Below are 25,412 nucleotides of genomic sequence, written 5' to 3' on the forward strand. Positions count from 1 at the left end.
CCCTACAAACAGCGGGGTGCTCGCGACAACTAGGAGTTGGCTCTGTTTGGAATACGAATGTTGCTGGGCACGATGGCAGATATCGGAGCTCAATCCGCGAACAAAGACTTCACACAGCAACCCAGGCGATCGACGCTATGTTGTTGTTCGGGTGAGTAGGTAGCGGGTTTGAATGAATCGATGACAGATCTTAAGTTGCTAGGGGAAACATTCCTTGAGCGACATCAGGGTTTCCTGTGAAAGCTATAGCGGAACTGCGGCGTACTCCGATCTTGTGTCATCCGCGCACTGTAGTCTCGCCGGTTTCTTAAGCCCTCGAAGAGAGCGAGAGCCTCCACTTAGGTAGGAACCAATTAAGAAACTCTCAGAATAGCCCCAGCCTAGGCTTCTGCCGCAGAATGCCGGAACCTGCATTTTCTATTTCTGCTCTCAAAGAAATGACGAGGTGACGCACGATGCCACATCCATTCGATCCCGGCTATGGGCAGGAACCCTTCAAGAGTTTGTGCGAAGACTATCCGGACGAGACGGTGTATCCATCGAGCAATTTCCGTCTTGAGTGGGGACCTATCTTTCACCGTGGGCGGCTCGACGGTTCCGCCAGAATTCTCGTGATTGGACAGGATCCCGCGCAGCACGAGACGATCATCCGCCGGAATCTGGTGGGCGAAGCGGGACGACGCGTCCAGGGTTTTCTGGCGAAACTCGGCATCACCCGCAGCTATGTCTTCATCAACACCTATCTGTACAGCGTCTATGGGAGCGTCAAGGCCAAGACCCGCAAGAACCCGACCCTGATCGAGTATCGCAATCGGTGGATCAACGCCTTGCTCGTCGGCAGTCAAGTTAAAGCCGTGCTCGCCCTCGGGCAGGCCGCGGATGAAGCCTGGCAATTCTGGAAAGCAACCCCGGCGGCGCAGTCGGTCCATGTCACTTATGCGGCGGTGTCGCATCCGACACAGCCGGAAAGCTCGTCGAAGGGGAACAAGACCAAGCTCGCGGCTGCCACCAAGAAGATGCTGCACAATTGGAACGCGGCCCTCCAGATTCTCTCGCCAAGCGTACAAGATATGGATGTCACTACCCCGCTGGTATTGTACGGCGAGAGCTGGGCCGACGGCGACCGTGTGGGGATCCCTGCGTATGACATACCGGCGGGCCTCCCCGCCTGGATGCACGAGCAAGATGGCTGGGCCAAGCGTTCCGGAGCCGATGATCTCGCCAAGCGACGCAACATTACGATTACCGTGCCCAAGGGGATCGTGGTATGAGCCACTTCCCACGCCGTTGGTATCCGCTCGCGGGGACAGTTGCCGGAGCCCGAGGAGTTCCTCCTTTCACAGCGAGTGCGACAAAGCCGCGTGGGCCGATTGATCCGCTGACAGGCGCGAAGGCCGCGCTGGCGGGACGGGTCGTCACCATGGACGACGCGTGGACCGTGAAGCCTAACGCCGTCCTGTTCATCGACCAGGGAACTATCGTCGCAGTGCAGGACCGTGCCCAGCGGCCGCCGGCCGGCTTCGACGATGTCGACGTGGTAGAGACCGACGGCACGCTTTTCCCCGGTTTGATCGAACTCCACAATCATCTCAGCTATAACGCGCTACCGCTGTGGAGTCCCGTGCCGAAATTGTTCCAGCACCGTGGCCAATGGCCGGATCATCCCGATTACCGCAAACTCATCAGCGGTCCCATGACCGTGGTGGGAAAATACCGGGACGCCCACGGGAACCCTTCGTTGTTGGCTCCGCTCATTCGTTATGTCGAGTGTAAATGTCTCCTCGGAGGTGTCACGACGAGTCAGGGAATTATGTTGAGCAGCAACGCCGGCGTGCAGCGATACTATCGAGGAATTGTGCGCAACGTGGAGAACACCGACGACCCGGCTCTCTCCGAGGCTAAAGCCCGGATCCCGGACCTCGATGCCAAGAGCGCCCGATCATTTCTGGCACGGCTGAAAAAGGAGGACAGTTGTTTCCTTCTCCATCTGAGCGAGGGGATCACCACCTCCGGACAGGCCAGTTCGATCGCCCGTAAACATTTTCTCTCCCTTCAGGTGGCGCCGAACGAGTGGGCGCTCAATGATCGATTCGCGGCGATTCATGCGGCTGGTTTGTTGCCCGAAGACTTCGCGGTGCTGGGAGAACATGGAGGGTCGATGGTCTGGTCGCCGCTCAGCAACTTGCTGCTCTATGGAGCCACGGCGCGGGTGGAAGACGCGAAGCGAGTGGGCGTGCGCATCGGCCTCGGCAGTGACTGGTCCCCGTCGGGAAGCAAAAACTTACTCGGCGAGCTTAAAGTCGCCTGGCTTTATTCTCAGCATCTCTTGGGAGGACTGTTCAGTGCGCGCGAGTTGATCGCGATGGCGACACGGGAGGCGGCCAAAATTCTCAAGTGGCATGACGCGCTCGGGACGCTCGAAGCAGGCAAGCGTGCCGATGTGGTCGTCATCGCCGGCCAGGAGGGGGATCCCTACGACGCACTGATTCAGGCGAAGGAAACGGCAATCAGTCTGGTCATGATCAACGGGGTCGCCCGCTACGGATTTTCTGGGTTGATGAGTACGCTCGGTGCGAAGGGAGAGACGGTGCGGGTGGGTGGAAAGGCGAGACGACTATTTCTACAGCAAGAGACCGGCGATCCGGACGTTGCCAAGATTTCCCTGCGTGCAGCCAGGACCGCGCTGCAAAAGGCCTTCCGTGACCTCCCAAAGCTCGCCCGGGCGCTGGAGACGCCGCGATCACGAGTCATCAGGCGGGCCGTATTGGATAGGCAAGAGCCGGTGGTATGGACCTTGGCCCTCGATGAGATTCAAGCGACAGGAACCGATCTGCGGCCGCGGTTGCCGTTGAATGGGCCTCGGGACTTCACGGGCCCTGACCGGATCTCCCAGCGAGCCGCGGCCATGCCGCTCTCGCAGCTGCTCCGGCCGATCACGCTCGATCCGCTCACCGTGGCGGACGATTCCAATTTTCTGGCGGAGATTTCGAATCAGCCCAACCTGCCTGAGCCGATACGCTCGGGTCTTGCGGAACTCTACTGATCCGTCGCGCGAAGAGGCGGGGGAAGCCGGTCTCACAAAGGCTCAACGCATCGTCGACTCACACAAACACCCTCCATAATTTCTCTTGTCATTCGCCACAAGGCCTTTTCATCTGTTGCCGTTGCGGTCAAGCGTTGTTCAGGGCTTCAACTATTGTCCACTCACTAGAATCGCTCTGTAGATTTTGATGAATCTCTATAGACTCCGACGGGACTTCAGTCTTAAAATCCCTCGGGCTTCAAGGCCCGCGTCGGTGCAATCCCGGTCTCCGGCACCAGTCGCATGAGAATCGAGTCTTTGTCGAAAACGAACCTATTGAGGGATGCATGAATACAAAGGGAATCGTGATGTTCGTTGCCGGTGTCATTGTCTTTCTTTGTGTCATAGGGATTGGGGCCTGGGTGATGACAGCGCCTTTGGAAGCGGGGGAAGCAGAAACGAAACGGTGTAATGAATATGTGGGTGAGTTGGATCAGGTGAATAAGTACAAGTGGTTTTGGACACCCTATCATCAGCGCATGGCGTTCAATACCTGCATCAGCAAGAAAATAGGGCAGTAGAAGGAGCCGTCACCAAGTCTCTTTCGTTAAAACCAGTCGTCAGGAGTTCTGTTTCAACATGCGCATGGTGTGGTGGTCGATGCCTTGTGCTCGCGCCGGCCTCCAGGGAGCGTCGAGACTTCTCCTTGGGTTTACGCTCCTGCAGCTATGGAACGCTGCCCCACTGCGCGCGGAATGGTCTCTTGTCGATAGGAACGACAAGGCCGAAATCTATATTGATTCGGAAAGCATCATCCGGAATGGTGAGTTGGTGAGCGTATGGGTCTTGGATGATCTGAAGATTGCGCAGATGCGGGGGTTCAGGAAATACTTGTCCTCACGCGCCCAGGAAGAGCACGACTGTATCAAGGAACGTTTTCGGCTGCTGGCATTGGAGTATTTTTCGGGGAATATGGGGTCGGGCGAAGTGCTGCATAAAACGTCGGGCGAATCTGACTGGACTCCCATTCCACGTGGAACCTTGGCTCAATCGGTTTGGCGGGTCGTGTGCAAGAGGATGAAATAATCAACCTCTTTCCTGTCCGCATTTCCAACATTCCGCAAATTGGCTTCCGTGACGCTCGCCGCATCCCGCGCATGTCCAAGTATCTTGGTCCGATGCTAACAACACCAGACCGTCTTCCAGTAATTGCTGTGCCCGATCATAATCCTCATCCTGAATAACCCACACCTCCGGGAACACTTCGGTAAATGGAATCTCTCCGGCCAGGCCCGAGGAACGCTGGTTCTTGATCATGCACCGGATACCGGCTTGCTCGAGACGCTCCTTGCGCATCTCCACTTCGAACAAGTTCTGCGACACGAAGACCTTTTTCATCGAGTCCAAATCTTCGCGAGGTTTCTTGTGCGCCCCATCACTTCTTAAAAACCAGCCTCGGTTCGGTCATACTGCCCATCGATACGGCCACCAGCTCCCAGCCGTCTGCCCCAAACTCGTTCAGCTTGGTTTGCATATTCTGCGTATCCGGGAGTACTTCGATGATTTGGTATTGATAGCGTTTGTGCTCCTGAGCCTTTGCTGTGAGCGGTTGGCCGAAGAGGAGCACAAGCCCCAGGGCCCCAAGGCTGATGAGTGCGATCGTCCACGCAACGGAAATGCGTATGGTCAGCATATGTCACCTCGCATGTGTGTGAGTTAGGGATGTGCCACGCGCCAGTTTTTGCCGACGCCGAGATCTACTTTGAGCGGTACCGATAAACCCAACTGTATTCCGACAGCTTCCATCTCCTGTTTCACCAATCGCTTCGCTTCCTCCAGGTTATGATCCGGCACTTCGAAGATCAATTCATCGTGGACTTGAAGGATCATTTTCACGTGCGGCAGTTCTTCGCGAAGCGTTTTATGCACGTTGATCATAGCCAGCTTGATCAAGTCAGCAGCTGAGCCTTGAATGGGGCTGTTGACCGCCATACGTTCGCCGAAACCACGTTGGACCGGGTCCCCACTTTGGAGCTCGGGAATCGGCCGGCGGCGGCCGAGGATTGTCGTGGTGTAGCCCTTCTCTCGTCCTTCCACGATATTCCGATCCATGAGGGCTCGCACCGCGGCAAACCGCTCAAAGAAGGTCTCGATGTATTTCTTGGCCTCGGGTTGCGGTACTCCCAAATTCTGCGAGAGACCGAATGGACTGATTCCGTAGACGATCCCAAAGACGACGGTCTTGGCCGTTCGGCGCATGTCTCTGGTGATCTGACTGGAGGGAAGATTGAAGATTTCCATGGCCGTTGCCATGTGGATGTCCTCGCCTTTGGTAAAGACGGACACCAAGCGGGGATCGTGCGAGAGATGGGCGAGAATGCGCGGTTCGATCTGGCTGTAGTCGGCACAGAGAAGTTCGTGGCCTTTCGGGACGATGAAAGCCTCGCGAATACGTAAACCATAGTCACCCTTGACCGGGATGTTTTGAAGATTCGGGTCGGTGGATGAGAGGCGTCCGGTCGCCGCGACCGTTTGGTTCAGCGACGTGTGGAGCCGTTTCGTCTCCTGATGCACCAGCTGCGGCAGCGCGTCCACATAGGTCGATTTGAGTTTGCTGAGACTTCGGTAGTTGAGAATCTGGGCGGGTAGCTCGTGTTGCGTCGCGAGTTGTGTGAGGGTGTCTTCGTCGGTCGAGTAGCCGGTCTTGGTTTTGCGCAAGGGCTTGAGGCCGAGCTTCTCAAACAGCACCGCGGCGAGCTGTTTCGGTGAATTAATGTTGAATTCGCTTCCGGCTAATCCCGCGATGGTTTCCATCATGCGGCCGAGCTCTCGCTCCAATTCGTTGCTCAAGGACTGAAGCCCCTCGACATCGAGTAAGAACCCGTTCCGTTCGATATCGGCCAAGACCGGGACGAGCGGCATTTCGACGCCAGTGAAGAGTTTCAGGCTTCCTTGCTCCGTCAGCCGCTCCGTCAGAAGCGGCCCTAGCTTGGCCAGGGCGGTGGCGGATTCCGCTGCCGCCTCGCGTGAACCGGTGTCGACTTCGAAGAGCGATTGTGGTTGGGCCTTTTCCTGTGGACCCGATCCGAGCCGTTCACCCAACAACTCCAACGATATCGTTTCGAGGGTATGGTCGCGGCGGTTGGGGTTGAGTAAATAGTCCGCGATCATCGTGTCCATGTACGGCGGCGCCAAGGTGACGCCGAGGCGATGGAAGACCAGTAGAGTGGCTTTGAGGTCATGCACGATTTTGGGCCTGTCCACTCCATGCAGCAGATCCGTGATAGGCCGCATGAAGGTGTGGATATCGACCGGAATGTAGGCTGTCTGCTCGCCCGTGGAAAGGGCCAGGCCGAGGATATCGGCGTGAGCATCTGATCGAGGGGTCAACAAACAATGCAGCCCGAGCGGCGCACCCTTCTGTAAGCTGCCGACAAAACGTTGCGCGGCGGCTTCGTCTTCGATGATGGCGGTGGCACGGGTTTTTGTCTCCGGCTGATTCGACGACGGCTGGAGGCTCTTGAGGAGCGAGGTGAACTCCAGCTCGCGCAGCAGCTCGGCCAGTTGTTCGTCATGCGGAGGTTTGATCCGGTATGTGTCGGGATGGAACTCCACCGGACTCTGTGTGTCGATGGTGGCCAACTTCCGGCTCAGTCGCGCATTCTCCGACTGTTCGGCGAGGAGTGTCTTGATACGGGCGGGCGTGACCTCATCGAGGCGGCGCAGCAGTTCATCGATCGTCCCGAACTGCGCGATCAATTTCATCGCCGTTTTCTCGCCGATCCCTTTCACGCCGGGAATGTTGTCCGTGCTGTCGCCCATGAGGCCCATGACTTCCACAACGCGCGCCGGCTCAACCCCGAAGCGTTCACGGCATTCGGCCTCGCCCGACCATTTGTTCTTCACCGGATCATAGATGCGGATATGTGACGTGAGCAGCTGCAACATGTCCTTGTCGCCTGTGACGATCACCACATCGCAGCCCGCTGTTTCGGCTTGCCGAGCCAGCGTGCCGATGAGATCGTCCGCTTCGTATCCGGCCTGCCTGACGGCGGGGATATTCAGAGCTTCCACTACGCGATGAATGTATGGGATCTGTACCGACATCCCGTCCGGCATCGGCGGGCGCTGCGCCTTATACTCTTTAAACTCCGCATGCCGGAGGGTCGGGCCCTTTTCGTCAAAAGCCACCGCAAGACCATCCGGCTTGTGCTCCCGGATGATCTTCAAGAGCGTGGTCATGAATCCATAGACCGCATTGGTCTGGAGACCTTTCGAATTATTCAGCGCCGGCAGGGCAAAGAAGGCACGATAGATGTAGGCGCTGCCGTCGATGAGGTAGAGGACTTTGCGGGTGGATGGAGGGACCGACATAGACACAGCTTACCGCGTTGAACCTTCAGCGGTCAGCATTTGATTTTCATCCATGGCGATTGTCGATTGCCGCCGACTCATCTATTACGGTTCCGGCGCAATAATCAACGGCGGCTTTCCGAATTTCTGACGCATGTTGTTGATCGTGTTCAGGACAGCGGGTTGACCGATCATTTTCGCTTCCAGCTTCCGCTTGCCGGGAAAGTCCAGCATCGTCACCCCGATCAACATCGTGAGAATACCTTGCCCCGGCAAGAACAACATTAAGAATCCGGCAAACAGAAAAATCGCGCCGACCACGTTCTTCGCAAGGTGGCCGAGCATCCGAAGGACCGGATGGTGGTTTTCCATCCAGCGTCGCGGCACACGGGTGTCGAAGAAATCCGTCGGAAGCCGGACGAGGATGAACGGGATGGCTATCAGCGATCCCACAAAGAAAACAATCGAGAGCGCCGTCAGTGTAACGAGGGTTTCGGCCGAGACGTATTGCTGAACTGCGGACAGGAGCCCATCCATCGGGGGGCATCCTAGCATGGGCTCCGATGCCCCTCAAGACGGATTGGGCTCGAGCTCGTGTTTACGCAGTCGTGCCCGGTCGATATAATCATCCTTCGTGGAGCATCGGCATGAATCTTCTCAAGCCGCGCGCAATGGTCGTATGCCTCATGCTCATGATGACGCCGGTAGCCTGGCATTTTTCTCTTGTAGGCACGGCATGGGCATCTGCTGACGCGGGTGAAGATCTCCGGATCGAGATCACTAAGAGAGGCACGGGCAAACAAGTCGTGATTTCACAAGGGGCTCAGGAGTGGTTCATGCTGATCGACGTGACTCCCGAAAATGCGGTGGTTCTCCGGCAGGAGAAGGAGCATGATCGATACCTTGTCGATGAGAGCGAGACACATGACCGCCCGATGACCTCCGACGAAGTCGATGCCGCCATCACAGACTACGTGAACAGTGTGAAAACCCGCGTGCAGAAGAAATAGAGATGGCCCGGCAAGACGGATCCTTGCGCGTATCCCGCTACTTGTTTGTCAGCCTGTAAGATTCACTCGCGACCCCTAACGAGATCGTGTGACTCCGGTTCGGTCGCACAAGTCCGCCAACTTGCAGGTGCTGCACAACGGGGACACCGGAAGGCAAAGATTCTGACCGTAGGGAACCAGGAGATCGTTATAGGTAATCCAGTACTGTTTGGGCAGCTTGCGCCGCAAGGCGTTTTCCGTCTCTTCCGGTGTCTTTGTATCGATATACCCCCAGCGGTTGCTGATGCGATGCACGTGCACGTCGACGCAAATACCGGGCTTCTGAAAGCCGACGGTGACGACAAGGTTCGCCGTCTTTCTTCCCACCCCCGGTAGCGTCACCAGTTCATCGATCGAATCCGGTACCACTCCATCATACTCATCGAGGAGTCGGCGGCAGATTCGGTGAATCGAATTGGCCTTCATCCGGTAGAAGCCGACCGGGTAAATCGCCTGTTCGATCCTCTTCAGGGGAAGCTTCACCATCGACGCCGGTGTGCGCGACATGGCGAAGAGTCGATCGCTGGCTTCTCTGGTGGTCTTGTCCTTGGTCCGAAGGCTTAAGAGGCAGGAAATCAGGATGAGAAAGGGATTACGATCGGATTGTTTCGCGACGATGCCGAGGACAGGTTCCTGCCATCGGCGTACTTCCTCCTTCACAAGTCGGATAGCCGTATGAATTTGACCCGGGCGCATCGGACTTGGACGAGAACGGGGGAAGGAATGGACGAGGGCGGTGTCTAACTGAGAACGACGAGCCTAGTCAGGCTTCCGCTTCGATAGCCACTTCTGCCGGCGTCGCTGAGCTTCGCGTTGCTTGGCTTTCTTTCTCACGCTGGGCTTCTCGTAGAAGCGGCGACGCTTTAACTCTCGGAACAGACCCTCGCCTGCCAGCTTCTTTTTGGCGACCTTGAGTGCTTTTTCAACGTTGTTGTTAAAAACCTTGATTTCCATCCGGTTGGCTTTCGACTTTCTCAGGCCAAGCGAGCCTGCTGCTTGTGAGTTTTAAGAATCGGGCGCCGGAGTGTAGCATAACCTCCTTAGTTCCTCAAGATTGTCGGCGGCCTTTGCAATCCTGGTTTGAAATGAATCCGTAAGCTGCTGATTTTGTTGTGAAGTTATGTTGGTATTGACGGTGACAAGGCCTGCTTGAGCCGCGGCAATAGCCATGGTCATGCCGACGGTGAGATCCGAACGAACCGCCGGCTTCACTAGCTCGCGTATCGAGTGGAGATACCGGCCGACCTCACAGGCCGCCTCCGAGATTGCCAGAGGCACTTCAGTGGCCTTCCGTAGCGCTATGGAAACCGCACTAGGGCGGTCTAAGTGATGCTTGGGGATTTTGTAGGCATTTGTCAGGGCGTTGTAGGCTTCTGTATCTTCTTGAACGAGTAGGTGGAGCCGCCGACTCAATTCCAGTAGACGCTGTTCTGTGTTCGGTTGTCGGCCAAGACGTGCTCCCATCACTCCCAAAGCAGCCGCCAAGGCACCGACAAATGCCGCCACGCCACCACCGGCCGGTGTCGGTTTGGCATCAGCGACTGCGGTGAGAAAGTCCGACAACGTGTGCTCTGTTTCCTTCTTCCCGAGCATTGTCTCGGCTATTCTTGTTTCGAGTACCTGGCCCGAATCGTATCGGTCGAGCTGCACCGCAGCCGCCGCGGCTTGATCCAGTGCCGCCTGCGGCACTAATCCGATCAGTTCACTTCCCGCCACCTCTACTCCCCGGTTTGCGGCTTCGCGCATGACCATCTGAAATGCCGTCAGGATCGGCGTCGCCAGGTGGTCGGTCAGATTCATCGCCACTTGCACCATGCCGCGGCTGGCCAACTCTACGCCGATCGCTTTCAGATGGGGCAATCCTCCGGTTGATTGGCGAACGGCCCTCGCGATGGCCTGGGCCACGTCGACGTCCTTGCATCGGAGGTTCACGTTGTAGGCGATCAGGGGGGGGCGGGCGCCGATCGCAATGGCTCCGGCGCTCTCATGGAGTCGAGGCGGTCCAAAGTCCGGTGTCCAATCCGGATCGTGGGCCATCCGGAAGGCCAAGCCTTCAAGCCCACCACGTCTCACTGCCTCCAACGGGACGTGGTCGGCATGACTTGCGGCCCGTTCGTATAAGAACACGGGAATCTCCAGCTCACGCGCGACTTTTTCTCCCAGTCGCTTGGCGAGCTGCACACAGTCCTGCATGGTTGTGCCTCTGATCGGAATAAACGGCACCACGTCGGTCGCCCCCACGCGAGGATGTCCGCCGGCATGTTTGCGCAGGTCGATAAGGTCTGTCGCGATCCGAACGGCACGAAAGGCCGCCTCGACGATCGCGTCAGGGTTTCCACAGAACGTCAGGACCGACCGGTGGTGGTCCGCATCCATAGAATGGTCTAAGAGCGCCACGCCGGTGGTCGAGGTCACCGCATCGATCAGAGCTTGAATGGTCGCTCGATCCCGACCTTCGCTGAAATTTGGGACGCACTCGACGATTCCGTCCATAGGCCCCTCGTAAACGAAAAAGCCGGAGGACTGGGCATCGTCCCTCCGGCTTCTTGCCTTGATGTCTCCAAGAAGGTGTGATTATTTCGTTTTCTTGACGAAGGCCTTATAGATCCGGCCGGACTTGGCCTGTTCCTCTTCCAAGCCCATCATTTCATGGCCCGTGGATTCGCACCACGCCGGCATGTCCTTCTTGATGCCCTCATCATCGGAGATGACCTCGAGCACTTGTCCCAAAGCCAGCTCTTTGATTTTCTTGGACGTCAAAATAATCGGCATCGGGCAAAAGTACCCCAATGTATCCAGCTTGATATCGGCTTGCACCATCAAGGCACCTCACTTGGTCGGCGGTTCAAATGAACAAGTTGACGCTGCCATGTTTTGCTTCCGCCAGATACGTGGTCACGCCCGCGAACTGATCAATCCCGTCGATCAATGTATCCTTGGCAATGCCCATGAGGCCCATCGTCGTGGTGCAGGCGATAAATCGCACATCCAGGTCAATGGCTGTTTGCATCAGCTCCGGAACACCGGGCATCCGATTTTGCTTCATCACCTGCTGCATCATTTTGGTGCCCAGCCCGCCGAAATGGAAGCGGGATAATGGCAACGTATCGGCTCCGCCTTTGTTGAGGAATCCAAACACACGTCGAAGCCAATCCTTCGCTGAGCTCGCCGCGCCCTTCTTTCGAATCGTATTCAACCCCCAAAATGTGAAGAACATGGTCACACGCATGCCCATCGCAGCGGCACCCGTCGCGATAATGAAAGCGGCCATGGCTCGATCAAGATCCCCGCTCAGTAATACAATCGTCACTCGCTCGGGCTTGGATTCTTGCAGCTGTGCCAACGTCGTCGCCGGTTCTACCTGAGAGGCAATCATCATGTCACCTCTTCATGCTTGTACGATGTGCATTTTCCATGCATAAACAGAATAGTATGTGATCCTTGGGGTGTCAAGAAACCGGGCGACCACGCTCCTCCGATCGTTGCTTGACCTATCAGCCATCCCCTCGCTATAGTCGGGTCCCATTGTACAATGCCCTTCTTGTGAGCTTCCTGCCTATCTCATGACCGAGCAACCGTCACCCGAAGTCGTATCATCCAAGAGTGCTCCACTCTTTGGATTCTGGTACCCTGCCGTGCCCAGCCATACCCTACCCCCTGGTACCATGAAGGGATTGCAGATGTTGGGGTTGCCGATCGTTCTCTGCCGGGATCGAGCGGGTGGCCTCGCGGCAATGCGGGATATCTGTCCCCACCGCGGCATGCCTCTGTCATTCGGACGGTTCAACGGTGAGCGGGTGGAATGCTCGTATCATGGCTGGCAGTTCGACATGAAAGGTCGCTGCCGGTGTATTCCTGCCCTACCTGGAGAGTCGGAGCTACAAACCGACAAAATCGGTGTCACGACTTATCCGGCCGAAGAAACGGACGGCATGATTTGGCTGTATCTGGCCGATGAGCGCGGGAATATGGATCCGCTGCCGGCTGCTCCTCGCATGCCGCTTCCATCAGAGCCTCGGCAATCGTTCCATATCTCGTTGACCTACAGCTGTACTGCGGATGACGGCATCATCGGCCTCATCGATCCGGTCCATGGACCGTACGTGCATTCCTGGTGGCGCAGCGATGCGCGTATGCACGAGAAGACCAAGATCTTTGAGCCGATTCCCAACGGTTTTCGAATGACCGCCCACCGGCCGGCGAAGAACAGCGGGCCGTTTCATTGGATTGAGCGTATCTATGGGGGACCGCTGACCACCACGATCGACTTCCTCTTGCCGAACCAACGAGTGGAACTCATGCAGTGCGGGAGCGTGTGGCTCGCCAATCGATTGATGGCCACACCCATATCCGATATGGAATGCCGTATCGATTTCTCCGCCTATTGGCGCGGACTGCACTGGCTCCCGTTCGGCAATTTGATTTTTCGCACCCTGACGAAAATGTTTCTCGGCCAGGATGAGCGGGCAATGAAGCATCTGGCAGTCGGTCTTCGTCACAAACCCTCATCGATGTTTCTCGGCGATGCCGACATGCCGGCCAAATGGTATTACAAATTGAAGGCGGCCCATGTGGCCTCCGTCCATAACGGCCAGCCGTTCGATCACCCCCTCAAAGAGCGAGTGACGCTGCGGTGGCGAAGCTGACCGCACTCGTTCGATCGGTATGCCTATCGGTGCGTGCCGACTTGAATAGGCTCGACGTTCCTTCGGGATTTATCGCGGCGATGCATCAGACGTGAGGCGTGTCAATCTTGACGACACGCTAGCTTTCAGGCTGGTTCGCTAGAATAAAACTCATGGCCCGCCTGATCTCAGGCCGTGATCCGAGCAGAACGACGATATCGCCGGCGAGGAGTGTGGTCTTCTCCGAGGGGTTGGATTCCGTCACGCCGCTTCTGGTCAATGCGATGATGGAGGCCCCTGTCCGTGGTCGCAGCGCCAATTGGGCGATTGTCTTTCCGTCGGCCGGTGAATCTTCCTCAATTCGGCACGTCTCCACTTCGACATCTGTGAGGGTGCCGCCGCGAAGGTGATGAGCCAACTCGGGGAGCTCGCTGCGGCGTAGGAGCGCATAGCCCTCACGGCGTACCTGTTCGGCCTTTCGCACGACGAAGTCTTGCGGCATGTTGTACGTGCGGAGTACGAGGGCGAAGATTTCAATCGACGTTTCAAATTCTTCCGGCACCACATCGTCCGCGCCCAGTTGGTGGAGTTCCTCTAACTCTCGCAAATAGCGGGTTCTTACGACAATATGGATCTTTGGGCTCAAGCCTCTGGCGACCTGCACCGTCCGGCGGGCCATGAACGGATCAGAGATCGCGACGACCAAGACCCGTGCGTCTTCGATCTTCACGTGTCTCAGCACAGTCGGGTTCGTTGCATCTCCATAATAGAGGGGCAAGCCATGGGCCGCCTCGCGGCGCACTCTGTCACCGTCTAAATCCAATGCGATGTACGGCACTTCCGTCTCACTCAATACACGGGCCAGATTGCGCCCGTTCAACCCATACCCCACGATAATGACGTGGTCTTTGATGCGCAGGTGCCGCCCCTCCGCTTCCAGCACATGGGCTGCCGTCTGTCCGGGAAGCCAGTGGTGGAGTCGTTGCACGGCTTCGACTCTTCGGCCGAGATGCGGCGACAATTGCATCAGGAACGGTGTGATGATCATGGAACAGACCGAGACCGCCAGGAAGATCTGATACGGCGTTCCCGACAACAGCCCTTTCTCCTGTCCTACTTGTGCCAGCACGAAACTGAACTCCCCCACCTGCGCAAGGGCAATGCCGGTCATGATGGCCGAGCGTGGAGGGACAGGGATGGTCAGGACGGCTCCGGCGCCGGTGACGAACTTTACAAGCAGGACCACGAGCAAGACGCCGGTCACGACGGCCGGATACTCCGACAAAATGCGCCAATCCATCAGCATGCCGATGGAGACAAAAAACAGACTGTTGAAGCTGTCTCGAAACGGCAGCACTTCGGCAATAGCCTGGTGACTGTACTCCGATTCGGAAATCACGAGTCCGGCGATGAAGGCGCCTAAGGCGAGCGACAGTCCACCCAGAGCAGTCAACCACGCGATGCCGAGGCACATCACGATGATCGTCAAGAGAAAGAGTTCCCGGCTTCGACTGCGAACGATGTGATCGAGCAGCTTCGGAACCGCATACCATGCGGCTGCGACGATACAGACGACCACCACCATAGACTTGCCTAACGAGAGCAACACTGAGGTGACCGCACCCTCATTGGGGCTGGCAAGAATGGGCGTCAACAAGATCATGGGAACGACGGCCAAGTCCTGAAAGACCAGAATGCCGACGGTGGCTCGCCCGTGCGGCGTATCATTGTCTCCACTGGCAGCCAACGCTTTCAACACAATGGCGGTGCTGCTGAGTGAGAGCAGAAAGCCCCAGAAGATCGCCTGCGATGTCGGCAATCCTGTCAGGGTACCGCCAAGCCATGCGATGGCAATGACTCCGCCCACTTGAATGGGAGCGGCAACCAGGAGCAGCCGCTTGAGCGATGCGAGTTGGACCAGTGAGAATTCGATGCCGATCGTGAACAGGAGCAGCGCGATTCCGATTTCCGCCAATAAGTGAACCGTCTCGATATCGGAAACAATATTGAGTCCGTGTGGACCGATCAACGCACCGGCCACGAGGAATCCCGCGATAGACGGCAGTCGGAATTGATGAAAGAGAAACACCACCGCGATGGAAACGGTGTAAATGAGCAGCAAGTTTCCGAGCACACCGTGGTCAGTCATGTCGTACGTTTATCGCATCGGCGGTCATGCGTAGAACACCCTCGTCGTCTGTGGTCCGACGATTTCTCGCTGAAGCAGCACATCTCTCGTCGAGAGGCCGTCACGAGAGATACGAAGGATACCTGAGGTCTATGCAAGGGACAAGGCAAAGCGGCAACCCCACACAAAGATTGTTCAGAGACTTTTCCTGTCCTCACATGGGTCCCAGAGGTCGCAGTGAGGGGGGAGTGCGAAGCGAGTACAGATTAAAGATGGAGGATCAGAGCGCCACCGAATGGTCTTTCGCGGCCACAGTCTTGGCTTTGCCCCCTCCAAAGAGGCATAGACCGAACAATAAAGTATTGCGTAGGGTGTGGGCACCTTAACGTGACACGGCGACCAGGCACCCAGTGCCTCCGCCATATGATCTGGAGGTGCCCCATGCGGCTGATCCGAACGGCATTCTTATCATCGGCAATCCTGGCGGTCATGTCTGCTGGGTCGGCTTTCGCCGATTCCTCACCCGGACCTGCGACAACGTGGGAATGCCCTCAAGCCGATGGCAGCTCTATGTACACCAATAAGGAGAGAGCCGGTTGCCATGCCATGGCGCTCAAGCCGCTGTCTGTGGTACCCGATTTGGAAAATATGCCGACGGCTCCTCGAACCATGACCACCGGCGCTCCGCATTATGAGGTGCCTCCTCATCAGGGGCGCTCATCTGGGTCGGAAGGTCGTCAGGTCCCGGATTGGGCGCGCGACTGGTATGCGAACAACACATCTTCCGGCTCCGTACAAGCCGAGGTATGCACATTGTATATGGAATGGATGCATCTGGTGCAGAAGACCCGGGGCGGCGTATTTTTCGGAACGGATCCGTCCTATGGGGGAGATATCACTGGGCGCGCTCAGCGAGGAGCGAGCCACTCCTTTTACGACAACTCACGCTATATTGCGCTGTCGAGGCTCTTCGGGCCAGGGTTCGTGCCCGTGGGGTGTTTCTAGCGCCAGGCACCCAACGCATCACACTCTATAGAACTCACGGTACCACTTCACAAAACGAGGAATGCCCTGTTCGATCGGGGTGGTCGGCTTGAAGCCGATATCGTTGGTGAGATCGTCGATGTCGGCATAGGTAGCAGGGACATCTCCCGGTTGTATCGGCATCAATCTCTTTTCTGCCTTTTTCTCCAACGCGTTTTCCAGCACCTCGATGAAGTGCAGGAGTTCCACCGGCTGATGGTTCCCAATATTATAGATGCGCGCCGGGGCCGAGCTGGTTCCTGGATCCGGCTTGTCTCCTGACCATGATGGATTGGCCGTTGCCGGATGATCAAGGGTCCGTATGACCCCTTCGACGATGTCGTCCACATAGGTGAAGTCGCGTTGCATCCTGCCTTGGTTGAAGACCTCGATGGGTTTCCCCTCCAAGATCGCCTTTGTAAAGATAAAAAGGGCCATATCAGGGCGTCCCCAGGGCCCATACACCGTAAAGAATCGGAGACCTGTGCAGGGCAGCCGATACAAGTGTGCGTAGCAATGGGCCATCAATTCGTTGGCTTTCTTGGTGGCGGCATAGAGCGAGACCGGATGGTCCACATTATCGTGAATCGAGAACGGCATGTGAGTATTGCCGCCGTATACGGAACTGGAGGACGCATAGACGAGATGCTCGATGTGACTGTGCCGGCAGCCTTCCAAGATATTCATGAATCCTTCGATGTTGCTCTCCGTATACGCATGGGGATTGACGAGGGAGTAACGCACGCCTGCTTGCGCCGCAAGATGAACCACACGTCGTATTGGCTCATCGGTAAAGAGATCGCGGATGCCCTGCCGATTGGCCAGGTCGAGCTTGACGAACCTGAATCCTTCGCGGGATTTCAATTGCGCGAGCCGAGCTTCTTTTATCCGGACGTCGTAGTAGTCATTGATATTGTCGAGGCCGATGACAAGGTCGCCTCGATCCAACAGACGCGTTGCCACATGGAATCCGATGAACCCCGCGGCACCTGTGACAAGAATCGGCGACTGTGATCCACTCATGTCTTCTCCTCAATCAAAGAAAATGATTCATCTTCGTGCGGCGGCTTTTATAAACGGCGGATCCCCGTGGTCCAACCGGTACAGAGTCAGCGGAGCCAACGCTTGTCCCGCTGAAACGATTTCGATCCTGTCCCTGCCGGCTGTTCGATACAGGTCCAGGGCGTGGGCACAATGATATCGACATTCGTGCGGAGCGAGAAGGTCTTTTAGCTTTTCAGGCGACTCCCAGTGAGCCGTCAACAGCGCGGTTCTGGCGGGATTGCGGCAGCTGAACATAAAAGAAAGATGATCGGGATACCAGTCGGCTCCGCCGGTGGCGTACGAAACAAACATCTGTGCGTGGGCGGCCGCGCAAACCTCGGCAAGGTAGCTGTTGGTGAGATACCCGTTCTCACCGACATCCAGCCATTTGCCGGGATGGGAGAGAGGGGCGTGGGCGGCATGGCTCCTGATCTCGAGCAGTTGTTGCTGCGACGCCAGCACCAAGGGTATCGGTCCGTATTTCCCGACCAATCGCTGAATGATATTATCCTTGAGCGCCGATCGTCCGTCGTTGGTCGGGCCGCTGTCCGCATGGATCAACACGTTATGCCCACGATCCGAGATCAAATAGCAATTCCTGGGCATTTCAAGGTCACAAGGGTCCTCTCCATAGAAGGGAACGGAGATCACCGCACCGCCTTCAAACGGCCAACTTTCGCCATGTGCGAGTTCGATGATTCGATCGAACCCCAGTTCTGTAAGAAGCGACCGATAGTCAAAGAACAGCTGCTTTCGGTTTCGTCGGCTGGGAACGATAATCGGCGTGTCTTTCGGCAAATGGAGCAACGTTCGGGGATCGACATGATCATCGTGATCGTGGGTCAGAAACACCGCGGCGGGTTTTGGGAGAAGCGCGCCCCAGAGCGACGGCATCGGTGATTCGGCAAACCACGGCAGAAGCCATGGGTCGAAGAGTAATACCGTCTCGCGTTGTCGGTAGAGCAGGGCCGCATGTCCCAGGTGGACTGCGTCTTGATCCCGTACGGTTTCGAACCAATGCCGCCGGATTGATGCCGTTGGCGAAGCGGCCAAGCACCCGTGCAGGTGCAGCAACTCCATCAACTTCGCCAGTACTCCCTGTGAGTCGCGAGGCATCGCAGACAGTACAGATCTGAGATCGTCCACCGTGTGAGTTCCATCGAGCTGACCGAGCAATTTCCCGACGACAGGACCCAGAGGCCGATCATTGAACCCGATGGGGACCACTTGGTGGTTGACCGCATCAAAAATGCGAAGACCGCCGTTGGTCACGGTTGCGGATGCGGTCGGATCGATCGGAAACTCCCAATGGAACGTTCCATCCGGTCGGCGGCCGCAGCGAATGTGCTGTTTGAGGTATGGCCGCGCGTTGACCAGCTCTGCATAGGCATCCTCCAGCCGTCGTTGACGATCGAGGTCATCGAGCGGTGCCCGCTTCGCGAAGACATCGCTGATTGCCGTGTCAATCGCACTGGACAGAAGACCGTGCGCTTCGTGGAGACTGGCAACGACCTCGGAGGCCACGCCGCATACGAACGGGAAGGGCCCCGGCGGCTCCGCGCTTTCCAGTTGGATCCAGCACCAGGGAGCGAGGCTCAGATGATGATTTGGGGGGAGGCTGGTCCAAATCCGGCTCATATGTCGGCTCTGAACTTCAGCTTGCTGATCGTCGGCTCATACAGAGCCTGAATCAGATTGCCGTCAGGATCTGAAAAATAGAACGAATAGCTGCCGTCTCGGTGTTGCTTGGGTTCCTTGGTGATTCGTCCTCCCAGAGATTCGATCTTCACCATGACCGCTTGATACATCTGATCGACGGCCTGTGGACTGTCGAGAATCACCCCGATATGATCGAGAAGTTGGGCCGTTGGGGGCTGGTAGGAGGACAGCTCATCCTTTGGAATTTGGTGGAGCGCCAGGTTGTCGGTCCCGGAGCTAAAATATACGTTCTCCTGGTCCGGTTCCCAAACGGTCTGCATGCCAAGCAGCTGTTCATAGAATCGCCGCGAGCGAGGAAGGTCCATGACACGTAACGCCAGATGACGAAGGCCTTGATGGAATGGAGCCGTCATACGATCGCAATTCACGTTGATCAAACTGGAATTGGTATAGTAGGGAGACCAACGACCAGCCGTCAACGGAAAATCGGCTCCTGCCCCAAATCGGCGACTGGAGTATAATCGCATACTTGATGACTTCAGGGTGCTCAGGTCAATGACATTGAACGGAATGACGGTTGCCACGTTCGAAAGCCGGATGGCAACGGAGATCGCTGGCCTGATCGAACGCTACGGCGGACGGTCACTGGTCGCTCCGGCCCTGCGCGAGATCCCGCTGGAGAACAATCCGGCGGCACAGGAGTTCGGGACTCGGCTCATGGCCGGACGTATCGATCTGCTGATTCTGCTGACCGGTGTCGGCACCACCACGCTGTTTGACTTCCTCAAAAAGTACTATCCGTGGACGGCAATCTCGGAAGCGCTTACGCGGACTATTCTTATCGCACGGGGGCCGAAGCCGGTCGCGGCTCTTAAGGCCTTGGGTCTCAAGGCGACGGCAACCGTCCCAGAACCAAACACCTGGGTCGATCTGATTTCCACCTTGGATCAGTCGTACCCTGTGAAGGGATTGCGGGTGGCTGTGCAAGAGTATGGGGTTTCAAACCCCGCTCTCCTGAAGGCGCTGGAAGAGCGAGAGGCAGAAGTATTTCCAGTTCCGATCTACAAATGGGCTTTGCCGGAAGACCTTGCCCCGATTCGCCATGCGATCGATGAAATCATCGCGGGGCGGGCCAACGTGATGCTGATTACCAACGCGGCTCAAGTAGACCATCTCATACATGTGTTAGCACAAGATGGAAAGTTGCAGCCCTTCCGCGAGGCACTGGGAAAGATAGTCGTTGCCTCCATAGGCCCGACGGCCAGTGAACGGCTGCGACATCATAATTGGCCGATCGATTTCGAGCCGTCACATCCCAAGATGGGGGTTTTGGTCAAGGAAGTGTCGGAACAAGCCTCTAAAATCCTCGATAGAAAGCGATAAGATCAGGTACATGTCAAGGTCGGACGCTCCAAGAATTCAGAGATTGACTGTTAACGGCACCAATATCAGACGACCGTGCTCTGGTTGTGCATAGTCAAATTACGACCGTCCTGTCGGTGCGCGGGACCCTCCAACCGCTTCTCGCACTACTTTACTGCTGATGCTCCAATTGCGGAGTCATGTTCTGAATCGCAGTCCTTCGTGCGTATGGTATCAATAGAATCCCGCGCAGCATTCCCTTTTACCGTCATTTTCTTTACATCATTCGCCATATCAGCATATTCACCAGCATTACCTAGACCAACCATGGATCCTAATAAATTGCCACCTCCTCTCACAATCTTGCTTTCAGCAAAGCTTTTAAACCCTGAATCCTTCTCCTTGAGTTCTTTTACCTTTGCCAGTTTTTGTTCCTGTGTTAGGCAAGGTTCGTCATCTTTCTTATCTTCTGACATGTTTACCATGGTGCCACTGCTACACCCTGCAATCATAGCCGCCATACACAGTGAAAGGGCGACCTTCATGGCCATCGGGGGAATAACGTCGCTCTTGCCTGCAATTATCAGAGTCATAATGTTTCTCCACTAGAATAGTACTGGCCGCTGGTGGGACATATGAGTTGTTGAAAGTAACAGAAGTTGTCGATCAAAGTGATGGCTCATCTTAAGGGCTTCGGATGCCAGCATGTTGCTCTTATTCGGCACAACATTCTTTCTTTGGAGAGGCCTACCCAACTGGATAGGCCTCTTCCCCATGTATTCTTGTGCCAAAACTAGATAGACCGCTAATTGAGACCCCGCTTCGCCTAGTTCACGATGCAGAATGTCGGAGTTCCACCAGGTGACGACGCAGGTTGTTGATCCAGCCAGGCATTTACTGGTGTCACTGACACTTTGCATTGCGCATCCACGATAATATTGAAGACATGCCACCAAAGCTTGGACCCTTCACCAGGGGGCGGGGCAAAGACGCTGATATTCCCATTCTGGCTGAGCTCCACGCGACCGGGCGACCCTGTCATGCCGGGAGTCAGCGTCCCACTGAAATTATGTACGGCATAGGTGTAGGTTCCTTGCATTAACTTGGTGATTGTCACAACTTCGGGGCCGAAGCTGGTGGTGTCATCCACGTCAAGACTTACAAAGGGCAGAGCGGTCAAGGAACCTGGCGCGCCGAAAAACACGTGGCTACCGTTGGGCGTGAACAAATGGGAGTCGAGATCGAGGGGCTGCGTGCCCCACGTCAGCTTGATGTTGAAACCACTCAAGTTAGTAGTTATAGCGAGGCACGGGTCTAAAACAATATTTGTCCCTGCAGGCCCGGCTGTCACCGTGTTAGTCAATTGTGTACCGACAAGAGCTGCTAGCGTCGCTTTACCATTTTTACTGATAGGTATCTGGAACGAACCATCTGTTGCGGTATAGACCCGTGAGGAACCGGAGTAGTCAATGCCGTCGCTCTCGACGAGGGCATTGACTGCAGGCTGGCCCGAGTCGTTTCTAACACATCCGGTTACGAAGATAGTCTCTGTCACTAGATCAGCATTCCAATAGATCAACCGAGTCACGCTACCCTCGTAATAACGATTGGGGCCAATACCAACCAGTGTTGCTTGACCTTCTTGGATCCATCGCCCGGTCGAGTCATCAAAATAGAAGAGCGGAATTGTCGCAGGAATATTAGCGGATCTTGTACTGACAGGAATACGAATCGTGGAGCTGCTACCCGGGGATAAGTTGTACCGCACGTCATTGCTGTCGCGGACATCGATCGCCATTGCGCCAAAACTCTCGATCTGTCTGATAGCATTACCAACAGAAGCGGTAAAATCTCCGGGCATGCCGTTCGTAGTAGTTGCCACGTTAATAGGAGTGACCGAGACTGCGACATTGGCCGCCAGGGATCCACCCGTTTGTGGAACAAGTCCGTTAGCTGGAAGGACAATCTGGGCCGTAGAGTTCGGTACGGTTATCGTGCCTCCGGACGCGATGGCGACATTCTGCGTAATGCCGACCCTGACAAGTTGTACGGTGAGCGGCGTGCTCTCCCCAGCCATCACACGAGCAATACGAATGTTCTCTGCAAAACCGGCAGCTTCGACTCGCACCACTGCCCGGCCAGTTGCAGGTACAGAGAGTGTATAGCTCCCATCAGATCCTGATGAGGACCGCACGGACCCCACTTCAATTGTGGCATTGGCAATTCCTCCCGCACCGTCAGAAGAAATAACACGACCAGTAATAGTCCCATTGGTTCCAGGATTTGAAGATGTCTCGGGGGTGTCACCTCCGCATCCTGTAAGGGTTGCAAGAAACAAGAAGCCAAGAATCTGCATCCAACATAAAAGTGCAGACTTGGACTGATACCGCAAACACAATATCCAGGAAACATTTCTTCTCATGAAATTCTCCTTCTGGTTTAACGTGAGGCTCTTGCAATCTCAGCTCCATATAATGTGTGGAGAAGTAGACAGCGGAGAGTCCATGTTTTAGGGCATGCGGCCTATTCGTCCACTCGCTCGCAGATTGACAAGGTCATTGCCGAGAACGATAGCAATTCTGTACGACCGCGCTTACTCCGCTTGAAAACAGGACAAATTTGCTTGTTCAACAGAGCCGTATGGCGCTTACGTAAAAGTTTTAAGTAACTATCATAGAGTAGGAATAATAAGCTAGTATAAAGTTCTGCTTCTTTAGATGGATGTGGCATCTCGGGTCGGCCATGGTGCCTTTCCTGCCCGTGCAATTTACCGCGCAGTAGTCATCTATAAACGCGTCTATACATCCTATTATCGACCGTGAGCGAGCGACGCATGTCCGTGTAAGTCAACAGCGCGAGATTGCCCCGAAAGGTAGTAGTTGGTATTGCTGTATTCGAAGTGGGTATTGAAGTACTTGCTGTGGAGAATGGTTCGCTTTTTTAGTTTGGAGAAGAGGCCACCAATATCTATAGGAGTGATTTTATTCAAGTTGAGCCGCTGGGTGCGCTCAACCATAAAACTACATGGAATGATGTTTTGGCATGAATCTAACTAGTCCTTTCCCCGAATGGTAGATTTGCATTGATCAGGGGTGACCCCAGAACAACCTTAATGCTTGCCGATTTCTGCTCAATTAACAAACGCGGTTAGATCCTTAGGAAGGGCTGACTAGAGCATCTAGAATACGCAGTTTTAGTGTCATTCTCGCATCTCACATGGTGAGGAGCGCCGCTCCCTGGAAGGTCCCGGCCTTGAGCTCCTGCAACGCGCGGTTTGCTTCCTCAAGAGAATGACGGAGCGTATGCGGTTTGATTAGGATGGCGGCTGCTTCGCGCAGCATTAAATGCGATCCAGCTCTCGATAATCCCGGTCGCGGTGCAGGACCCTGGCCACTTTCACCACCTTAACCTTTTCATCGATTGCATAGATGATGCGATATTCTCCCTGTGTCACCCGAAAGCCGGTAAAATCCCGGTAGGTGAAATGCGCGAGTTGTTCGGAGTCAGGAGGACGAGGGGCACGGCGGAGAGTAAGAATCTTGAGAAAGACCTGGCGGAGCCGTTTGGCATCGGAATGTCCAAGATCTTCAAGTGTCGCGAAAACGGCCTCTGAGAACTCGAGCGAATAACTCACAGGCCAAGACGCTTGGTCATATCATCGAGGGTCAGAAATCGATCGTCCTTGAGGCTTTTGGTGAGGAGGGCGGACTCGTAACGATCTTCTAAATCAACCAATCGCTGATAGTCATCATAACCAAGGAGTACGGCGGTCGGGCGCGCCCCTTTCTTAATCACGATCCGCTGCCCCTGATAGCCGGCTTTGGCTAAGACGGCTGAGAAACTCGCCTTGGCCTTAGTCGCCGTCACCGTGTTTTCTGCGTGGACAGTGTTCGACTTCTTCATGGGGCACATTCTACTCAATCAGGCTAAAATAGTCAAATAGGTCATTACCATCTACTGTGGAAACTCCTACGCTTTCGACTATTAGTGTTTCAATGCGAGTGATGCGTTCTCTCGAGCGCTTGCCGGCAGGCTCTTGCGGTAGCTTCCGACGTAGAACCAGCAGCATCGGTAATTCAGTTACGTCACGATCACATGGTGAGGACTGCCGCTCCCTGGAAGGTCCCGGCCTTGAGCTCCTGCAACGCGCGGTTGGCTTGCTCAAGAGGAAAACGGATCGTATGCGGTTTGATAGGGATGGCGGCTGCTTCGCGCAGGAGATCAATCCCGTCCTGTCTCGTGTTGGCGGTGACACTGCGGATCACCCGCTCGCCGAACACTTCACGATCATAGTCCAGCGAGGGAATCGGCGACATATGAATGCCCGCCAAAGCTAAGGTCCCCCCTCGGTCGAGCGCTCGTAATGCCGGAGGAACGAGTTCCCCGGCTGGCGCGAAGATGATCGACCCGTGCAGTTTGTCAGGCGGCATATCTATTGCCCCGCCCACCCAAACTGCCCCAAGTTGTCTTGCGAGGGCCTGATGCTCCGGCTTGAGGGAACTGACGTAGACCTGGCAGTTCCAGTGGCGCGCGATCTGGATGGCGATATGTGCCGACGCACCGAATCCATAAAGCCCCAAACGCTGCCCTGGTTGAATGCCGCTGAGACGCAAGGCGCGATATCCGATAATCCCGGCACAGAGCAAGGGTGCCGCTTCATCATCCGAAAAGGTCGACGGGATCGGGTAGGCAAATCGTGCGGGTACGGCCACATACTCGGCATAGCCTCCGTCGACCTGATAGCCGGTAAACTTCGCCTGTAAGCAGAGATTTTCCCGCCCACTTGTGCAGAATGCGCATTGTCCGCACGTGCCCTGAAGCCAGGCAATCCCCACACGGTCCCCCTCCTTGACCTCAGAGATCTGGGAGCCAACTTGTATCACCGTACCAACGGCTTGATGGCCGGGGATCAGGGGCAATGCAATGTCGGGAAGCTCTCCCTCCACCACGTGGAGGTCCGTGCGGCAGACGCCACAGGCGTGAACTTTGACGAGAGCCTGACCTGGCTTCGGAACAGGAATCGGCCGGTCTTGAAGTTGCAAAGGACTGCCGGAGACATCACTTGTACGGTTGAGCACCATCGCTTTCATCGTCATTCAGGGGTATCAGTTTCGAGTTGCGGATTTCCGGTTTCGATCTTGGAGTTC

26 protein-coding genes are annotated in these 25,412 nt (G+C 55.9%); 8 read left to right on the forward strand and 18 right to left on the reverse strand.

The features are described from left to right. Positions 1–455 precede the first annotated feature (455 nt). The 4 genes from H8K04_02970 to H8K04_02985 all read left to right on the forward strand — a co-directional run bounded on the left by H8K04_02970 (position 456) and on the right by H8K04_02985 (position 4,108). Positions 456–1,271, forward strand: a complete 816-nt coding sequence (locus H8K04_02970) for a uracil-DNA glycosylase (GenBank protein UVT16542.1) — start codon at positions 456–458, stop codon at positions 1,269–1,271. After that, positions 1,268–3,043 carry an amidohydrolase family protein gene (locus H8K04_02975; protein ID UVT16543.1) on the forward strand — a complete coding sequence of 592 codons (1,776 nt, stop codon included), beginning with the start codon at positions 1,268–1,270 and terminating at the stop codon, positions 3,041–3,043. Before H8K04_02970 ends, H8K04_02975 begins: the two co-directional genes overlap by 4 nt. Before the next feature lie 326 nt (positions 3,044–3,369). Beyond that, positions 3,370–3,603 carry a hypothetical protein gene (locus tag H8K04_02980; GenBank protein ID UVT16544.1) on the forward strand — a complete coding sequence of 78 codons (234 nt, stop codon included), beginning with the start codon at positions 3,370–3,372 and terminating at the stop codon, positions 3,601–3,603. Between the two features lie 58 nt (positions 3,604–3,661). Next, complete coding sequence (locus H8K04_02985) at positions 3,662–4,108, forward strand: hypothetical protein (protein UVT16545.1); 447 nt, start codon at positions 3,662–3,664, stop codon at positions 4,106–4,108. Here the strand turns inward: H8K04_02985 and H8K04_02990 are convergent, their stop codons facing one another. The 4 genes from H8K04_02990 to H8K04_03005 form a co-directional block, all read right to left on the reverse strand. Continuing rightward, positions 4,109–4,420, reverse strand: a complete 312-nt coding sequence (locus H8K04_02990) for a DUF2007 domain-containing protein (GenBank protein ID UVT16546.1) — start codon at positions 4,418–4,420, stop codon at positions 4,109–4,111. Positions 4,421–4,457: 37 nt separating this feature from the next. Beyond that, positions 4,458–4,715 (reverse strand): hypothetical protein, encoded by a 258-nt coding sequence (locus H8K04_02995; GenBank protein UVT16547.1) that lies wholly within the window; start codon positions 4,713–4,715, stop codon positions 4,458–4,460. Between the two features lie 23 nt (positions 4,716–4,738). Then, entirely contained in the window at positions 4,739–7,396 is a 2,658-nt protein-coding gene (polA, locus tag H8K04_03000; GenBank protein UVT16548.1) for a DNA polymerase I, read from the reverse strand. An 84-nt stretch (positions 7,397–7,480) separates the two neighbouring features. Then, positions 7,481–7,912, reverse strand: a complete 432-nt coding sequence (locus H8K04_03005; GenBank protein UVT16549.1) for a hypothetical protein — start codon at positions 7,910–7,912, stop codon at positions 7,481–7,483. A gap of 110 nt (positions 7,913–8,022) precedes the next feature. Here H8K04_03005 and H8K04_03010 point away from each other — a divergent pair, with 110 nt between their 5' ends. Further along, a complete protein-coding gene (locus tag H8K04_03010; GenBank protein UVT16550.1) occupies positions 8,023–8,385 on the forward strand; it encodes a hypothetical protein in 363 nt (120 codons plus the stop codon). Positions 8,386–8,460: 75 nt separating this feature from the next. On the opposite strand, the gene H8K04_03015 is transcribed toward H8K04_03010, so the two are convergent. From H8K04_03015 to H8K04_03035, 5 genes are all read right to left on the reverse strand, one after another. Further along, complete coding sequence (locus H8K04_03015; protein ID UVT16551.1) at positions 8,461–9,120, reverse strand: endonuclease III; 660 nt, start codon at positions 9,118–9,120, stop codon at positions 8,461–8,463. Positions 9,121–9,183: 63 nt separating this feature from the next. After that, positions 9,184–9,378 (reverse strand): 30S ribosomal protein S21, encoded by a 195-nt coding sequence (locus H8K04_03020; GenBank protein ID UVT16552.1) that lies wholly within the window; start codon positions 9,376–9,378, stop codon positions 9,184–9,186. A 51-nt stretch (positions 9,379–9,429) separates the two neighbouring features. Continuing rightward, on the reverse strand, positions 9,430–10,917 hold the full coding sequence (ftcD, locus tag H8K04_03025) for a glutamate formimidoyltransferase (protein UVT16553.1): 1,488 nt from the start codon (positions 10,915–10,917) through the stop codon (positions 9,430–9,432). A gap of 81 nt (positions 10,918–10,998) precedes the next feature. Further along, positions 10,999–11,244 carry a sulfurtransferase TusA family protein gene (locus tag H8K04_03030; protein ID UVT16554.1) on the reverse strand — a complete coding sequence of 82 codons (246 nt, stop codon included), beginning with the start codon at positions 11,242–11,244 and terminating at the stop codon, positions 10,999–11,001. Positions 11,245–11,269: 25 nt separating this feature from the next. Continuing rightward, positions 11,270–11,800: a DsrE/DsrF/DrsH-like family protein gene (locus H8K04_03035; GenBank protein UVT17842.1), complete on the reverse strand. Its 531-nt coding sequence runs from the start codon at positions 11,798–11,800 to the stop codon at positions 11,270–11,272. A 187-nt stretch (positions 11,801–11,987) separates the two neighbouring features. On the opposite strand from H8K04_03035, the gene H8K04_03040 reads away from it, so the two are divergent. Further along, positions 11,988–13,070, forward strand: a complete 1,083-nt coding sequence (locus H8K04_03040; protein ID UVT16555.1) for a Rieske 2Fe-2S domain-containing protein — start codon at positions 11,988–11,990, stop codon at positions 13,068–13,070. Positions 13,071–13,188: 118 nt separating this feature from the next. Here H8K04_03040 and H8K04_03045 read toward each other — a convergent pair whose 3' ends face one another. Then, positions 13,189–15,198, reverse strand: a complete 2,010-nt coding sequence (locus H8K04_03045) for a cation:proton antiporter (protein UVT16556.1) — start codon at positions 15,196–15,198, stop codon at positions 13,189–13,191. A gap of 420 nt (positions 15,199–15,618) precedes the next feature. On the opposite strand from H8K04_03045, the gene H8K04_03050 reads away from it, so the two are divergent. Then, a complete protein-coding gene (locus H8K04_03050; GenBank protein ID UVT16557.1) occupies positions 15,619–16,182 on the forward strand; it encodes a hypothetical protein in 564 nt (187 codons plus the stop codon). A gap of 18 nt (positions 16,183–16,200) precedes the next feature. Here the strand turns inward: H8K04_03050 and H8K04_03055 are convergent, their stop codons facing one another. The 3 genes from H8K04_03055 to H8K04_03065 are packed head-to-tail and all read right to left on the reverse strand — an operon-like array spanning position 16,201 to position 19,430. Continuing rightward, positions 16,201–17,223, reverse strand: a complete 1,023-nt coding sequence (locus H8K04_03055) for an NAD-dependent epimerase (protein ID UVT16558.1) — start codon at positions 17,221–17,223, stop codon at positions 16,201–16,203. A gap of 27 nt (positions 17,224–17,250) precedes the next feature. Next, on the reverse strand, positions 17,251–18,882 hold the full coding sequence (locus tag H8K04_03060) for an MBL fold metallo-hydrolase (protein UVT16559.1): 1,632 nt from the start codon (positions 18,880–18,882) through the stop codon (positions 17,251–17,253). Then, positions 18,879–19,430, reverse strand: coding sequence for a VOC family protein (locus H8K04_03065; protein UVT16560.1), 552 nt, complete (start codon positions 19,428–19,430; stop codon positions 18,879–18,881). Before H8K04_03065 ends, H8K04_03060 begins: the two co-directional genes overlap by 4 nt. Before the next feature lie 28 nt (positions 19,431–19,458). On the opposite strand from H8K04_03065, the gene H8K04_03070 reads away from it, so the two are divergent. Beyond that, entirely contained in the window at positions 19,459–20,286 is an 828-nt protein-coding gene (locus tag H8K04_03070) for a uroporphyrinogen-III synthase (GenBank protein ID UVT16561.1), read from the forward strand. Positions 20,287–20,432: 146 nt separating this feature from the next. Here the strand turns inward: H8K04_03070 and H8K04_03075 are convergent, their stop codons facing one another. The 5 genes from H8K04_03075 to H8K04_03095 all read right to left on the reverse strand — a co-directional run bounded on the left by H8K04_03075 (position 20,433) and on the right by H8K04_03095 (position 25,355). Beyond that, positions 20,433–20,858, reverse strand: a complete 426-nt coding sequence (locus tag H8K04_03075; protein UVT16562.1) for a hypothetical protein — start codon at positions 20,856–20,858, stop codon at positions 20,433–20,435. 233 nt (positions 20,859–21,091) lie between these two features. Further along, positions 21,092–22,687, reverse strand: coding sequence for a carboxypeptidase regulatory-like domain-containing protein (locus H8K04_03080; GenBank protein ID UVT16563.1), 1,596 nt, complete (start codon positions 22,685–22,687; stop codon positions 21,092–21,094). 918 nt (positions 22,688–23,605) lie between these two features. Next, complete coding sequence (locus H8K04_03085; GenBank protein ID UVT16564.1) at positions 23,606–23,899, reverse strand: type II toxin-antitoxin system RelE/ParE family toxin; 294 nt, start codon at positions 23,897–23,899, stop codon at positions 23,606–23,608. After that, on the reverse strand, positions 23,896–24,168 hold the full coding sequence (locus H8K04_03090) for a type II toxin-antitoxin system Phd/YefM family antitoxin (GenBank protein UVT16565.1): 273 nt from the start codon (positions 24,166–24,168) through the stop codon (positions 23,896–23,898). Before H8K04_03090 ends, H8K04_03085 begins: the two co-directional genes overlap by 4 nt. 188 nt (positions 24,169–24,356) lie before the next feature. After that, a complete protein-coding gene (locus tag H8K04_03095; GenBank protein ID UVT17843.1) occupies positions 24,357–25,355 on the reverse strand; it encodes a zinc-dependent alcohol dehydrogenase family protein in 999 nt (332 codons plus the stop codon). Between the last annotated feature and the right edge of the window lie 57 nt (positions 25,356–25,412).

The organism is Nitrospira sp. (assembly GCA_024760525.1).
GTDB lineage: Bacteria > Nitrospirota > Nitrospiria > Nitrospirales > Nitrospiraceae > Nitrospira_D.